Annotated in this window: 12 protein-coding genes and 1 other annotated feature; of the genes, 7 read left to right on the forward strand and 5 right to left on the reverse strand. The window is 53.4% G+C overall.

Annotated features, from left to right (window positions below; translation table 11 throughout):
• The 4 genes from FD34_RS04270 to ezrA all read right to left on the reverse strand — a co-directional run.
• Positions 1-2646, reverse strand: a 2646-nt coding sequence (locus FD34_RS04270; RefSeq protein WP_057807092.1) for a valine--tRNA ligase, incomplete at its 3' end; no start/stop codon positions are given.
• Positions 2647-2728: 82 nt separating this feature from the next.
• Positions 2729-2943, reverse strand: a binding site (T-box leader).
• A gap of 45 nt (positions 2944-2988) precedes the next feature.
• Complete coding sequence (gene thiI, locus FD34_RS04275) at positions 2989-4209, reverse strand: tRNA uracil 4-sulfurtransferase ThiI (protein ID WP_057807095.1); 1221 nt, start codon at positions 4207-4209, stop codon at positions 2989-2991.
• Between the two features lie 35 nt (positions 4210-4244).
• A complete protein-coding gene (locus FD34_RS04280; RefSeq protein ID WP_057807096.1) occupies positions 4245-5393 on the reverse strand; it encodes a cysteine desulfurase family protein in 1149 nt (382 codons plus the stop codon).
• A 199-nt stretch (positions 5394-5592) separates the two neighbouring features.
• The gene (ezrA, locus tag FD34_RS04285; protein WP_057807098.1) at positions 5593-7290 is read right to left on the reverse strand and encodes a septation ring formation regulator EzrA; all 1698 of its coding nucleotides are present in this window, start codon (positions 7288-7290) and stop codon (positions 5593-5595) included.
• A gap of 317 nt (positions 7291-7607) precedes the next feature.
• On the opposite strand from ezrA, the gene rpsD reads away from it, so the two are divergent.
• Positions 7608-8213 carry a 30S ribosomal protein S4 gene (gene rpsD, locus FD34_RS04290; protein WP_057807100.1) on the forward strand — a complete coding sequence of 202 codons (606 nt, stop codon included), beginning with the start codon at positions 7608-7610 and terminating at the stop codon, positions 8211-8213.
• A 49-nt stretch (positions 8214-8262) separates the two neighbouring features.
• Here the strand turns inward: rpsD and yaaA are convergent, their stop codons facing one another.
• On the reverse strand, positions 8263-9006 hold the full coding sequence (gene yaaA, locus FD34_RS04295) for a peroxide stress protein YaaA (RefSeq protein WP_057807102.1): 744 nt from the start codon (positions 9004-9006) through the stop codon (positions 8263-8265).
• A gap of 248 nt (positions 9007-9254) precedes the next feature.
• On the opposite strand from yaaA, the gene FD34_RS04300 reads away from it, so the two are divergent.
• The 6 genes from FD34_RS04300 (at position 9255) to FD34_RS04325 (ending at position 14212) form a co-directional block, all read left to right on the forward strand.
• Positions 9255-9995, forward strand: a complete 741-nt coding sequence (locus FD34_RS04300; protein WP_057807103.1) for a DUF6198 family protein — start codon at positions 9255-9257, stop codon at positions 9993-9995.
• 102 nt (positions 9996-10097) lie between these two features.
• On the forward strand, positions 10098-10589 hold the full coding sequence (locus tag FD34_RS04305; RefSeq protein WP_057807105.1) for a YueI family protein: 492 nt from the start codon (positions 10098-10100) through the stop codon (positions 10587-10589).
• Positions 10589-11893, forward strand: a complete 1305-nt coding sequence (locus FD34_RS04310) for a replication-associated recombination protein A (protein WP_057807107.1) — start codon at positions 10589-10591, stop codon at positions 11891-11893. The genes FD34_RS04305 and FD34_RS04310 overlap by 1 nt, the downstream gene beginning before the upstream one ends.
• Positions 11894-12187: 294 nt before the next feature.
• A complete protein-coding gene (locus FD34_RS04315; RefSeq protein ID WP_057807109.1) occupies positions 12188-12481 on the forward strand; it encodes a hypothetical protein in 294 nt (97 codons plus the stop codon).
• A gap of 66 nt (positions 12482-12547) precedes the next feature.
• A complete protein-coding gene (locus FD34_RS04320; RefSeq protein ID WP_057807111.1) occupies positions 12548-13039 on the forward strand; it encodes a universal stress protein in 492 nt (163 codons plus the stop codon).
• Between the two features lie 93 nt (positions 13040-13132).
• Positions 13133-14212, forward strand: coding sequence for a GntR family transcriptional regulator (locus tag FD34_RS04325; RefSeq protein ID WP_268872033.1), 1080 nt, complete (start codon positions 13133-13135; stop codon positions 14210-14212).
• Positions 14213-14218: the final 6 nt, after the last annotated feature.

Genomic DNA, 14218 nt, shown 5'->3' on the forward strand with positions numbered 1-14218 from the left:
CAAGGAAGCAAGCCGTTCCTTAGCCGAATCCAGCTTCTGCTGCCATTCGACAGCCTTCTGCTTCTCAGCTTCAACAACCTTCTCAGGAGCATTATTGACGAACTTCTCGTTGCCCAGCTTCTTTTGGGAGCGTTGAACTTCCTTTTCTAGCTTGGCAATCTCCTTCTTCATCTTAGCCCGTTCCTCATCCAGGTCGACCAGTTCGGCCATCGGAATGTAGACCTCGGCCCCGACCAGAATGCCGGACATGGCGAGTTTAGGTGCCTGAACATCGGTACTGATGGTCAACTCTGCGGGGTGGCAGAAGCGGTCGATGTAGTCCCGGTTGGCATTCAGCATATCGCCGAGGTGTTGGTTGTCAACCTTGACCAGGATGTCAACCGGCTTGGACATTGGGGCATTGGCCTCGTTCCGGATGTTGCGGACCGCCTTGATCATCTCGATCAGGTTGCTCATCTGCTCAGTAGCTGCCGGGTCATCAAGGGCGGCGTCGGCTACTGGGTACTTAGCGACCATGATCGATTCTCCCTCGTGTTGCATTGACAGCCAGAGCTTCTCGGTAACGAATGGCATGATCGGGTGCATCAGCTTCAGGGTTTGGTCAAGAACGTAACCCAGGATGTTCTTGGTGTTGGCCTTTTCCTCAGCCGTCCCGTTGTTGAGCTTCTCCTTAGTCATTTCGATATACCAGTCACAGAAGTCGTTCCAGATGAAGTTGTACAGGGCCCGGCCAGCCTCACCAAACTCGAACTTATCAAACTGTTCGTTGACCTGCTTGATGGTGGCGTTCAACCGACTGAGGATCCAGCGGTCGGCCAGGTCCCACTTGGACTTGTCAGGCAGGACCGGCGCCGGCATATCACCAAGATTCATGATGACGTAACGGCTAGCGTTCCAGATCTTGTTGATGAAGTTCCAAGCTGCATCCATCTTGGTGTAGGAGAAGCGGATGTCCTGACCCGGTGTCGACCCGGTGATCAGGAACCACCGTAGGGCGTCGACCCCGTACTTCTTGATGACATCCATCGGGTCAATCCCGTTCCCCAGGGACTTGCTCATCTTCCGGCCCTGTTCGTCACGAATCAAGCCGTGCAGCAGGACGTTCTTAAACGGAGCCCTACCGGTGAATTCCAGGGACTGGAAGATCATCCGGGATACCCAGAAGAAAATAATGTCATAGCCGGTAACCAGGGTACTGGTTGGAAAGTAGCGCTTGTAGTCCAGTGAATCAGTATCTGGCCAACCCATCGTGGAGAATGGCCACAGACCACTACTGAACCAGGTGTCCAGCACATCGGTATCCTGGGTCCAGTTTTCAGCATCCTTTGGGGCCTCCATGCCGACGTAGACTTCGCCGGTCCCCTTATGGTACCAGGCTGGAATCCGGTGCCCCCACCAGAGCTGACGGGAGATGACCCAGTCATGGACGTTTTCCATCCACTGGGTGAAGGTGTGCTCGAACCGGCCCGGAATGAAGTTGACCTTGTCAGCCGTCTTCTGGTTGTCAAGAGCCAGCTTAGCCAATGGCTTCATCTTGACAAACCACTGAGTTGACAGGCGGGCTTCCACCTGAACCCCGGTCCGCTCAGAGTGACCAACAGAGTGAACGATTGGAACCACCTTGAGCATGTAGCCCTGGTCGGTCAGGTCCTTGACCATCGCCTTACGGGCCTCGAACCGGTCCATTCCCTGGTACTTGCCAGCGTTTTCGTTCATCGAGGCGTCTTCGTTCATCGTATTCAGTTCTGGCAGGTTATGACGCTTGCCGACCTTGAAGTCGTTCGGGTCATGGGCAGGGGTAATCTTCACCATCCCAGTCCCAAAGTCCGGCGTAACGTAGTCGTCAGCAATGATCTCGATCTCCCGGTCAACCAACGGAACCCGGACGTGCTTGCCGACCAACTCCTTGTAACGGTCGTCGTTCGGGTTGACGGCCACAGCTTCGTCACCGAACATGGTTTCCGGCCGGGTCGTGGCTATCTCGATATAGTCCTTGCCATTGAAAGTTGTCCCATCCGTGAATGGGTACTTGACGTGGTAGAAGGCTCCCTTATCGTCCTTGTGGATAACCTCGATATCGGACAGGGCGGTCCGGGCTTGCGGGTCCCAGTTAATAATGTAGGTTCCTCGGTAGATCAACCCCTTCTTGTAGAGGTCGACGAAGACCTTGCGGACGGCCTTGTTCAGTCCCTCGTCCAGGGTGAAGCGCTCGCGGTCGTAGTCGACGGAGATCCCGAGCTTAGCCCATTGCTTGTGGATGATGTCGGCATACTCATCCTTCCAGTCCCAAACCTGCTGAACAAACTTCTCCCGACCGAGGTCATAGCGGGAAATCCCCTGCTTGCGTAAACGGGCTTCGACCTTTGCCTGGGTGGCAATTCCGGCGTGGTCCATCCCCGGCAACCAGAGAACATCGTAGCCCTGCATCCGCTTCTGGCGAATCAGCATGTCCTGCAGGGTCGTGTCCCAGGCGTGGCCCAGGTGCAACTTCCCGGTAACATTCGGCGGCGGAATCACAATTGAATACGGGTGAGCCTTCTTATCGCCACTCGGCTTGAAGAGGCCCTGGTCAATCCACCATTGGTAACGACCGGCTTCGACGGCGGTCGGATCATACTTTGTTGACATTTCCTTATCGGCTGTCATCGTATAATCGCTCCTTTCAAATTCTCAAGATTAGTTTTCTGACATAAGAACGGTGACCAAATAAAAATCGCCCTATCTAACCAGATAGGACGATTGATTTCGCGGTACCACCTACGTTGAGCAGCCAATGACTACTCCACTTACTCATTTAATAACGGTAAATGAACCGGGCCCACCTACTGAAATTCAGCGAACCAGCTCCCGAACTACATTTGCGAAGCTAATCCGGGTTTTTCCAGCAGCAACCCTCTCTGGTGAATCGTGGTACTCCGTTACTATTTCGGTCATCGCTTATATTATGCTTGTATCATAGCTAAATTATCGCCAAGCGTCAAGCACCGATTACAGCAATTCGGCAAAAACATCCTCATTCTGGTTAAGGAAGTCCTCACCCGGGTGGATATTGGTAATCTTAATACCGTCCAGCGACCGCTTCATCAGGCCCTCAATGTCTAAGCGTTGCTCGTACTTGCGAGCGCGCTCCACACTTGGCCGAGTCTTTGGCGACGGTGGAGTGAAAACCGTGCAGCAGTCCTCATACGGCAGGATGGAGAGGTCGTAGGTACCGATCTGTTCGGCAATCTTGATGATCTCGGTTTTGTCGTAGGACAGGACTGGCCGCAGGACTGGGTAGGTCGTGACGTCGTTGATGGCCAGCATACTCTCCATTGTCTGGGAGGCCACCTGACCGAGGGACTCCCCGTTGAAAATTGCCAAGCCGTGACGCTTAACCATCAGGGCAGCGGCCAGGCGGAGCATCATCCGCCGCTGGACCGTCATCAGGTAGCCCTCGGGAACCTTCTCCTTGACCGTCTCCTGGATCTCAGCAAACGGCACTTGGATGAAGCGGATGTTACCACTGTACTTAGCCAGCCGTTCCGTCAGCTGCTGGGCCTTAGCAAGCGCCTGGGGACTGGTGTACGGCGGACTGTAGAAGTGGACCATCTCCAGGGAAACACCCCGCTTCATGGCCAGGTAGGCGGCAACTGGGGAGTCGATACCCCCGGACATCATCATCATGCCCTTACCAGCGGTGCCAACCGGCATCCCACCGGCCCCCTTGATCGTCTCGCTAGAAAGGTAGATCCCGTTGAGCCGGATCTCCACCCGCAGTGTCAGGTCGGGATGGTGGACGTCAACCTTCAGCTTGTCAGGAAACTTCTCTAGCAGGTAACCACCTAGCTGGTTATTCATCGCAAAGGTATCCAACTCAAAGTAGTGGTCAGATCGCCGCGTTTCTACTTTAAAAGTGATCGGGTGGTCAACCTGTTCCTCAATCATCTGGGCCGCCGCCTTGGCCGTGGCCTCAAAGGACTTATCAACCCGGATTGACGGGGAGAAGTTCTGGATACCAAAAACCAGCTTCAACCGTTTCATCACCTGGTCGTAGTCCGCCCCGTTGAGTTCAACATGCAGGCGGTCCTGTTGGGCGTGAACCTTGACCTGGTCAAAGCTGTGCAGGGCGTGCCGGACGTTGACGCCCAGACGGTCGATAAATGACTTCTTGTTATGGCCCTTGGTGGATAGTTCACCATAGCGGACCATAATTTCGGTGTATTGCACGCGCAATTTCTCCTTTCAAATAGTGGTTGTTTTAATTAATCAATAATCTTCTGAAAACCGGCGTAAAGTTCATCGAAGACCTGGTTAAACTGGTCGGCCTCTTCCAAGGTATTCTGGTCACCGAGACTGATCCGTACCGCGCTGGTGGCAACCTCTTCAGGAACCTTCATTGCGGCCAGGGTCCCGGCTTCGGCGTGCTTCTTCGAAGAGCAGGCGCTGGTCGTGGAGATATAGATGCCCTTGTCCTCGAAGGCATGAACAATCGTCTCCCCCCGGACACCGGGGATGGCAAAGCAGAGAACGTGGGGGGCAAAGCCCTGGTCCCGACCGGAGATCAGCTTGACGTGGTCGAACTGGCTGAGGTGGTCATAGATCCGCTCCTTGATTGCCTGCTCACGCTTAACGGTGGTCGTCTCGTTTTCCTTAACCAGGCGGATGGCTCGCGCCATGGCAACGTCACCCGGGGTATTTTCGGTCCCGCTGCGCATCGTCCGTTCCTGCCCGCCACCGGCAACCAGCGGGGCTAGCTTCCGGCCACTCTTCATGTAAACAAAGCCGGTACCGCGTGGGGCGTGGAACTTATGACCAGAGAAGGTGGCAAAGTCAACCCGGTCGCTGAAAACCAGGTCGTCGATTCCCTTACCGATGGCCTGAACCGCATCAACCATGTAGTGGATGTTCGGGTAGTCCTTCAGGATCTCACCAACCTCCTTAATCGGCTGAATGGTCCCGATTTCATTATTGACCGCCATGATGGAGACCAGGATGGTGTCGGGACGGATAGCGGTCTTGACATCGGCGGGGTTGATCCGCCCCTCCCGGTCAACCGGCAGGTAGGTAATGTCAAAGCCCAGCTCCCGTAGCTGCTCCATCGGGTTATGGACCGCCGCGTGTTCCACGCTGGTGGTGATGACGTGCTTACCGAAGCGGTGCTTAGCCATCGCCGTTCCCTTAATCACCCAGTTATCACCCTCGGAACCACCGCTGGTGAAAATGATCTCGCTGGGCTTGACCCCCATCAGCTTAGCAATTTGCTGCCGAGCCTGTTCCAGCAGGTTCCAGGCATTTTCGCCGAAGTTGTGGAGGCTGCTCGGGTTACCCCAGATCTTCTGGCTAACCGTATCGTAGGTTTGCAGAACTTCCGGTGCCACCTTGGTAGTAGCACTGTTGTCAAAGTAAATCATTAACTCTGTTCCTTTCCTATAAGATGTTGTGTTGGCCACGTCACCGACAAATGAGCCGATGCCGTGTCAAAATATTGGCGAGCATGCCATTGAATAGTCCGACTCTTCTTAAAACAACTCTATATTATAGCAGAAAATCAGCTACGGAGCATTGAAAAAAGCATGACCACAAACGAATTTGCGTCCATGCTTTGATTGATTATTCATTGACTTCCTGGTAGTAGCTATCCTCAATCCGCTTGTAGCTCCCCGGCTCAACTTCCTCCAGGGCGGTAGCGATAGCCTCCAGGCTGCCAGCATAGTTATACTGATCAAACAGCCGCTGGGACTTCTTAGCGGCCGCCGCAACCTTCTCACTCCCCGCAAATCGATTGGCGTACTGCTGGAGGCGTTCGGTCAGTTCGGCACTATCACGGAGATCGTTGGTCTTGTCCTGAAGTTTCTCCAGGTCCGCCTCAACCATGATCAACTGCTTGGTGACGTTCTCCATGTTGATTTTGTACTCATTAAGCTCATCGGCTAGTTTCTTGATCTCGTCGCTGACCCCGAAGAAGTAGTCCATATATTCCTGACTAACTCCCGGTAGGTTGAGTTGTTCGACCTGGCGGCGGATCGTCCGAATCTGGACAGAATACTGTTGAAGCATCTTGCGAGCCCGCTGCTCATCGGTCTGCAGCTTAGCCACGGCGTCGTTGATCTTGCCCTGCTCCTGCTCGATATCGGTCAGACTGTCCCGGTTGGCCTTCTCCCGATCAACAATCTGGCTGTAAACCGCCCGTCGATCACGGATCGCTTGTTGGTCCTCATTGTACTGCTTGACAATCGTCTTAATCTGCTCGTTTAGCTGACGGGCCTGCTCAAACTCGTTATTGTTCAGGGTGTAACTGAGACTCAGTCGATCCAACTTACCAATCAGTTCGTTGTTTTGGTGCTGAGCGTGCTGGGTAAAGCGCCCCATCATCTCGATCAGGTGGTGGGCCTCGTCACAAGCATCAATCTCCTTTTGCATTACCGCGTAAACATGGTCAATCTGCTCAGCCAGGTCATCATTGGCCTGCTTAACCACGTCTAGCTGGAGATCATTGAGCTGGTCCATCGTTGCGTCAACCTTGGTCTGCAGACGCTTGATCTGCGAGTCGAGGTCGGGCTCAGTAAAGTGGTAGTGTTCCGTCGTCAGGGTTTCATAACCACTGGCCAGTTCCCGAAGTTGGTCGGAGAACTCGGTCACCAGCGGCTTATAAAGGGCTGGTACCCGTTTGATCTGGGTAGCCAGTTCTTGGTTGCCCTGCTGAAGGTCAGTGAGCACCTCCTGGGCCGCTTCCTGGTCCCCCTTCCTGGTCAGGTCGACGAAGTGGTCATACTGCTTCTCCAGGTCGGCCAGCTTTTCGTTTAGCTTCTTAGCACTGTCACCATATTCAAAGCTCTTCTCGTTTAGTTGTTGGTGGAACTTTTGGTAATTCTGCTTAATCTGGTCGATGGCCTGCTTGTGGGCCTTACTCTGCCGCTCGATATGTTGTAGGGACTGTTCAACCTGCTTGAGGGTCGTCGTGACCTTGGCCAGGTCGGCGCGCAGGTCATTGACCGGTCCACCAATCGTCAACAGCTTCGTGGTCCGGGCCGCCCGCTGAAGGTCCTGTCCGGTTGCTCGGATGGCCTTCAGTTGGGGCATAATCTTATTATTATAAGAAGTCTGCAGCTTATCGAGTTCCTTCTTCGCATCCCCGGTCAACTGGAGCTGGTCGGCCTGCTTTAACTGCTCTTCGATCTTCTTATCACGCAGCTGTTGGCAGGCAACCACCATCCCCTGCACCTGCTTGAGAACCCGGTGCTGGTACCAGACGATGCCAGCCAGGATGACGAGAATTACGATCAAAATTACAATTAAAACTTGAAACATTACAATCTCCACCTACAATCAAATTTGCCTTAAGATCAGCTAATACTAGGAAAATTATACCATATGATTACCAGGGCGGAATTACTAAAAATCCCCATTTCCCCACAAATTAATTGACGTCGACCGGTCACTCATTGTATAATCATTTTTGTGTAAAATAATGTAGCAGTGAGGGGCAAGCTCGTCAACAGACTGATGCCGCATGGTGTTTTTAGTAACCCAGCTGCAAGGGTGAACAATTCAAATCAGCCTGCACGAATGCCAAGCTCACAATCGGATTATTTTACTCCAACTAAATATATTGGAGGAATTTATTTATGTCTCGTTACACTGGTCCAAGTTGGCGTGTATCTCGTCGTCTTGGTGTTTCACTTTCAGGTACTGGTAAGGAATTAGCACGTCGCCCATACGCTCCTGGTGACCACGGTCGTGATCGTCATGGTAAGCTTTCTGAATACGGTACGCAACTTCGTGAAAAGCAAAAGTTGCGTTTCACCTACGGGATGACGGAACGGCAATTCTCCAACCTGTTCGTTCGTGCCGGCAAGATCAAGGAAGGTACCCACGGTGCTAACTTCATGGCCCTGCTGGAACGTCGTCTGGACAACATGGTTTACCGCTTAGGTTTGGCTACTACTCGTCGTCAAGCTCGTCAACTGGTTAACCACGGTCACATCACCGTTGATGGTAAGCGCGTTGATATCCCTTCATACGAAGTTGATGTTAACCAAGTTATCGGTGTTCGTGAAAAGTCCAAGAACCTGGACATCATCAAGAACGCGGTTGACGCCGTTGTTTCACGTCCATCTTACGTTGACTTCGATGCTGATAAGCTCGAAGGTAAGTTGAACCGGATCCCTGCCCGTGAAGACATGGATGCCGACATCGATGAAGCCCTCATCGTTGAATTCTACAACAAGTAAGATTGACTTACTTATACCAAAAAGCAGCCCCCTGGTGGAGCTGCTTTTTTTATTTGGTAAAGACGAGCCGGTCTGCCGTCGAATATGCAGGGCGAAAGCGGTAGTTGGCAACCCCAAAGGCTTTCACCCCTGCCAGATCGTGAATATCATTCTCCGCCAGATAACGGACCATCTCGCCGCGGGCCATCTTTGCCAAGGTGGCCTTTTGCTTTACCCGCCCGTCGACCAGCTCACCAAACACGCAGGTCACAAGGCGCCGCTGGTCAGTCAGGTAGGGTGTCACCGCCCGTTCATACTCCTTAGAGGCCAGGTTGAGGACTAGCTGGTCATCGCGGTACAACTCATCAGCCAGTCGAGAGCCCCAAAAATCGTAAAGATTCTTGCTACCGGCTACCTGAGCCCGGTCCCCCATCCCCAAACGGTAGGGCACAATCCCATCGAACGGCCGGAGAAGACCGTAAAAGCCCGATAAGATCCGTAGGTTGTCCTCAACATATACCAGGCCCCGGTCAGTGAAAACGTCTGGAGCCATGTACTGGTACTGAAGCCCAGAGAAGGCTAGGATCGCCGGAGTCAGCTGGCGGGTCAAGTCCATCTCGATAACCCGCTGGTAGTTAAGCTGGGCTAGCCTGGTGCTGCAATTCCACCAGAGACGGCGAAGCTGGTCATAGGTCAGGCTCCGCATCCAGGCCAGAATCTCCCGGGTCTGGGGTAAAAACTGCGGTAGGCCCTGGTAGGGCAGCGAATCGGTGTCGACACGCATCGTCCGTGCCGGTGCGAAAATAATCTTCATCTCAACATCCCCCTTATATTTAAGATCCTATCATGTTTAGCGAATTTATTTAAAATTTTTCGTTCGTGTATTTTGTCACGTGTATGTCAACCGGTTAGCATATTCTCTAATAAATATTTTTATAAGTATTAGGCGAGTGCACCCGCCGTCATTGACATTCTTCGGTTAACGTTGTAAATTACCATTCGTAACGTGAGTGAAGTGATTCACGAACTTATTGAGAGAGATTAAGAGAAGGAGTGTTTTTTATGAATGAAGAAATGCCAGCCCATGGTCAAGTCGCCGAGCGGACAATCTCGCTGACGGCCAGCTGGGCATTCTTTGCATTTTCAATTGTTATTAACTCGATGGGGAACGTACTGACCCTGGTCACTAGTTCCCACATTCATCCCCAATTCCTGGGTTCAGCATACTGGACCGCCGCGGAAAACAACCTGGGGATTGCCGTCCTCGGTAACCGGCCAACGACCCTGTTCTGGGCCTTCATGATCCTGGGGATGTTGACTGCGGTCCTAAACGCCATCCTGATGCATAAGTGGGACTGGCGACGGATCGGCGGCAACTTCATTTTCATGCTGCCGTTCTCCCTGTTCATCCAGTGGTTCTCCAACATCTTCAACCGGATCATGCCGGACGCCACGACCCTGCCGATGATTATCCTCTACGTGCTGATCAACTTCCTCGGGGTCGCCTTCATCGGCACCGCTATTTCGATCTACCAGCGGGCCAACCTGGTCCTGCACCCAGCTGATGACCTCTTCCAGATCATCCGTTTTCGTTACTGCCACGGAAACGCCACCGTTGCGATGTGGGCATCCTACATTCCGCCGACAATCATGGCCATCATTGCGGCTATCATGCAGGGCGGAATCTATAACTTCGGACTTGGGACCCTGTTTGCCCTAGCCTTCCAGGGAGCGATCACCGGTTGGGCGGATCTCCACATCTTCCCCCATCTCAAGCACCAGGCCTTAGACATTGGTAACTAACCTGGATAAGCAGCTCGTCAGCGCGGGCTGCTTTTTTCGTATCCGGCGGCCGAACTTGTTATAATGAAATCATCACCAAATAAAGAAAGGATGGTTCAGCCAATGGCAGCAAACAACGAAAAATCAGGCGCCGAGCAGCGGATCGAAAACGCCATCTACGGAACGCCGAAGATCAAGCCCGACGAGCAGCGCAAATACCTGGGGACCTTCCGAGAACGGGTCTGCCTAACAATTAGTGTCAAGGAGCTACATGAACAGAACTGGCAACCGGCCCTGGTCGCCGAACTCAAGCGGGGAATTGGCAACCTGGTCTTCTTAAATGGTAACCTTCCCCATGAGGAGATCCACCCCTACCTGCTGGCCACCAACCAGCACGGTGGCTCCTTTACCATGAAAACCGCCCCAGAGTTCAAAACGGACCCGGACTCCTTAGCGGTCGTGGTCGCCGCTAAAACGGGGGTCTTCCAGTCACCGGTCGACGTCGAGAAGCGCTACCCCCAATTTAAAGTCGGCCAGCACCCAGCCGCCAAGCAGACCGACGATGAGCACCACGGCTTCTTCTACCGGCTCTTTCACCAGAAGGGGGAAGAGTAATGCAGCGCCCACTCGCTTACCGTATGCGGCCCCGCACCCTGGATGAAGTCGTTGGCCAGCAGCACCTTGTTGGCCCCGGTAAAATTATCAACCGGATGGTCAAGGCCAAGATGCTCTCCTCGATGATCCTTTATGGCCCACCTGGTACCGGGAAAACCAGCATCGCCAGCGCCATCGCCGGTTCAACCAAGTACGCCTTCCGGAAGCTCAACGCCGCCACCGACTCTAAGAAGGACCTCCAGATCGTGGCGGAGGAGGCCAAGATGAGCGGGACGGTGATCCTCCTGCTCGACGAGATCCACCGTCTGGACAAGAGTAAGCAGGACTTTCTCCTCCCCCACCTGGAGAACGGGCGGATCGTCCTGATCGGGGCCACCACCGAGAACCCCTACATCAGCATCAACCCAGCCATCCGCAGCCGAGCCCAGATCTTCCCGGTTCATCCACTGACCAGTGCCGATATCAAGGTCGCCATCGACCGGGCCCTCCAGGATGACAAACGCGGACTGGGTAAGCTACCTATCGACCTGACGCCAGCCGCCGAGGAGCAGCTGGCAACCGCGACTAATGGTGACCTACGCAGCGCCCTTAACGGTCTAGAGCTGGCTGCCAAATCGACCGACCCCGGCGATGACGGCAGGATTCACCTGACCCTGCCGATCATTGAAGAAAGCGTCCAGAAGAAGTCTCTGGGGGCGGACAAGGACGGGGATGCCCACTATGACGTCATCTCAGCCTTTCAAAAGTCTATCCGCGGCTCCGACACCGATGCCGCCCTCCACTACCTAGCCCGCTTGGTGGAAGCCGGGGACCTGCCCAGCATCGCCCGGCGACTGATGGTGATTGCCTACGAGGATATTGGCCTGGCTAACATGCCAGCCGCCCAGCGCGCGGTAACCGCCGTCCAGGCCGCCGAACAAGTCGGCTTCCCCGAGGCTCGGATTCCCCTGGCCGACGCAGTGATCGAGCTCTGCCTCTCCCCCAAGTCTAATTCGGGAATCAGTGCGATTGACGCCGCCATCACCCAGGTCAAGCAGGGGGGCTTCGGTGACGTGCCGGACCACCTCAAGGATGCCCACTATAAGGGTGCCGGCAAGCTCGGTCACGGCACCGACTACGACTTCCCCCACGACCATCCCCAGGACTGGGTGGCACAGCAGTACCTTCCCGACCGGATCAAGGATGCCCAGTACTTCCACCCCAAGCGAAACGGCCACTTCGAGCAAGCCTTAAACCGCCAATACTGGCAACTCCGCCGGGCCCAGCAGCAGGCCCTGCATGGTCACCGCCATCCGGGTAAATGATTGCCTATTTGGACAAAAGATGCTAACATAATAGGTGAAAATTCTGTAGTGTACGCGTTGTCTAAACGCAGGTTTGCCTTACAGTCTTTTTACTTTGGGACTAGTGCAGTGTCCTTTTTACAACATGCCTTTTCACTTGGTAGTTGGCGATTGGGCGGCCGTGTCCCACCTGTCTTAAACGCAGGTCAACACTGAATGACAATTAACGGCACCAACGGAGTTTTCGTACATAGTGGCGCGGTGATGATTCATTTTGTCACCGTGCTATTTTTAATCTAAAAAGGAATGACTTCGATGCTCTTATCAATCTTCGTGACCCTCTTCGCCCTGATCGCCCTCTTTGAAGGAATTTACTTTCTCACCCACCTGAGCAAGCCCTTCATGATCTTCGACCCGGTCAAGAGTCCCTTTGTCCACCGTCAACTCCAGGTCTGGGGGATCATCATGACAATCCTCGGCCTGATCACCCTAGTGGCTGCTTGGACGAACAGCGTTGCCTTCATCGTCATCATGGTCGTCCTGGGCTGCATCTTAGAGACCCAGATGGCCTTTACCATCACCAGCGAATTTCGCGCAAAGAATCACTGACTTTGCTTTACGCCCATTCTGCGAAAAGTGTATAATAAGGTAAAGGATTATGAGGAGGCACTAAACATGGCACAAGAATATAAACACATTTTGGTTCCAGTTGATGGATCCGCAGAAGCCGAATTAGCCTTTAAGAAGGCGGTTGCCGTTACCAAGCGAAACGGTGAAGATGCTGAGTTACGGTTGCTTCACGTCGTTGACACGCGGGCATTCCAGAACATCTCCAGCTTCGACACCTCGATGGTTGAGCAGGTCACCGACACTGCCAAGAAGACCCTCGATAAGTACGTTGATTACGCCAAGAAGAACGGTGTCGACAAGGTCAGCTACTCCATCGAATACGGGGCACCGAAGACCATCATCGCACGCGACGTTCCAAAAGAAATGAACGCCGATTTGATTATGATTGGGGCCACTGGTCTGAACGCAGTTGAGCGGATTCTGATCGGTTCCGTTACCGAATACGTCACCCGGATGGCAATCTGTGATGTCTTAGTTGTCCGGACCGACCTCGATAACAAGCCAATTGCAAACCCAAAGAACAAGAATAAGAAATAAGGCAACCCGGCCTTATCAAGATGATGCCCCATAATTTTGCTGGACGCGGATTATGGAGCATTTTTCATTATTAGTTAAAGAAGGTGGTTTATTATCGTCGAAAACAAGTATGAAATTGTCAAAGAAACCCTCCGGAAAGAAATTATGGACGGCAAGTACCAGATCAACCAGAAGCTCCCCACCGAAAGCGAACTGATGCAGCGGTTCAACGTCTCCCGCTACACAATTCGGCGGGCCATTGGGGACCTGGAAAACGAGCACTATGTCTACCGCATCCAGGGGGGCGGGATGTTTGTTCAGGACTGGCAACGGGATTGGACGGCCAATGACACTAATAAAATTATCGGGGTCATCAGTACCCACATGGCCGACTACATCTTTCCTTCCATTATTTCGGGAATCGACAGCGTCATCACCGACAAGGGCTATTCAATCATCGTCGGAAACACCCTCAACAGTCCCCAACGTGGTCGCCAAACCCTGCTCAACATGCTCGACTTGAAGATCGCTGGTCTGATCATCGAACCATCCCAAAGCGCCCTTCCCAATCCAAACCTTGACCTTTACCGGCAGATCACCGAGTACAAGATCCCGACCATCCTCTTCCACTCAACCTACCCAGAGCTGACCTTCCCAACCCTGCTGACCAACGATAAGAAGGGCGAGCAGGCCCTGGTCGAATATCTCTTCCAACTCGGCCACCAACGGATTCTCGGTGTCTTCCAGGTTGACGACCAGCAGGGGGTCGACCGAATGCATGGAATGATCCAGGCATACCAGTCTGCCGGAATCCCCCTAATGAACAGCAATATCATTATGTATCAGTCCGCCGACTCCTATGATGACATCATCGACCGGGTCGATAACGTCCTAGCTAGTCCGGCAACCCTGACAGCCATCGCCTGTTATAACGACCAGCTAGCTACCCACCTGATTGGCCACCTCCAGAAGACCGGTCGGCGAGTCCCCGATGATGTTTCCGTGGTTGGCTTCGATAACTATGACATGGCCCAGGTACTCTCACCGACCCTAACCACCGTCGACCACTCGAAACGTCGCCTTGGCCGGGATGCCGGCGAGATGATTCTGAAAATGATTAACGGCGAAGAGGTCACTTCTAAGACCTATGATGTACCGATGATCGTCGGTAATTCCACCAAGGCACTCAAGTAAAGGAAG

The sequence above is a fragment of the Limosilactobacillus pontis DSM 8475 genome, from assembly GCF_001435345.1.
In the GTDB taxonomy this organism is placed as follows: Bacteria; Bacillota; Bacilli; order Lactobacillales; family Lactobacillaceae; genus Limosilactobacillus; species Limosilactobacillus pontis.

Bases quoted from the DNA above. Each gene is read 5' to 3' on its own strand.
- FD34_RS04320 (WP_057807111.1), top strand. From the start codon at position 12,548: ATGGCACAAGAATATAAACACATTTTGGTTCCAGTTGATGGATCCGCA.
- FD34_RS04315 (WP_057807109.1), top strand. From the start codon at position 12,188: ATGCTCTTATCAATCTTCGTGACCCTCTTCGCCCTGATCGCCCTCTTT.
- yaaA (WP_057807102.1), bottom strand. From the start codon at position 9,006: ATGAAGATTATTTTCGCACCGGCACGGACGATGCGTGTCGACACCGAT.
- rpsD (WP_057807100.1), top strand. From the start codon at position 7,608: ATGTCTCGTTACACTGGTCCAAGTTGGCGTGTATCTCGTCGTCTTGGT.
- FD34_RS04280 (WP_057807096.1), bottom strand. From the start codon at position 5,393: ATGATTTACTTTGACAACAGTGCTACTACCAAGGTGGCACCGGAAGTT.
- FD34_RS04300 (WP_057807103.1), top strand. From the start codon at position 9,255: ATGAATGAAGAAATGCCAGCCCATGGTCAAGTCGCCGAGCGGACAATC.
- ezrA (WP_057807098.1), bottom strand. From the start codon at position 7,290: ATGTTTCAAGTTTTAATTGTAATTTTGATCGTAATTCTCGTCATCCTG.
- FD34_RS04305 (WP_057807105.1), top strand. From the start codon at position 10,098: ATGGCAGCAAACAACGAAAAATCAGGCGCCGAGCAGCGGATCGAAAAC.
- FD34_RS04310 (WP_057807107.1), top strand. From the start codon at position 10,589: ATGCAGCGCCCACTCGCTTACCGTATGCGGCCCCGCACCCTGGATGAA.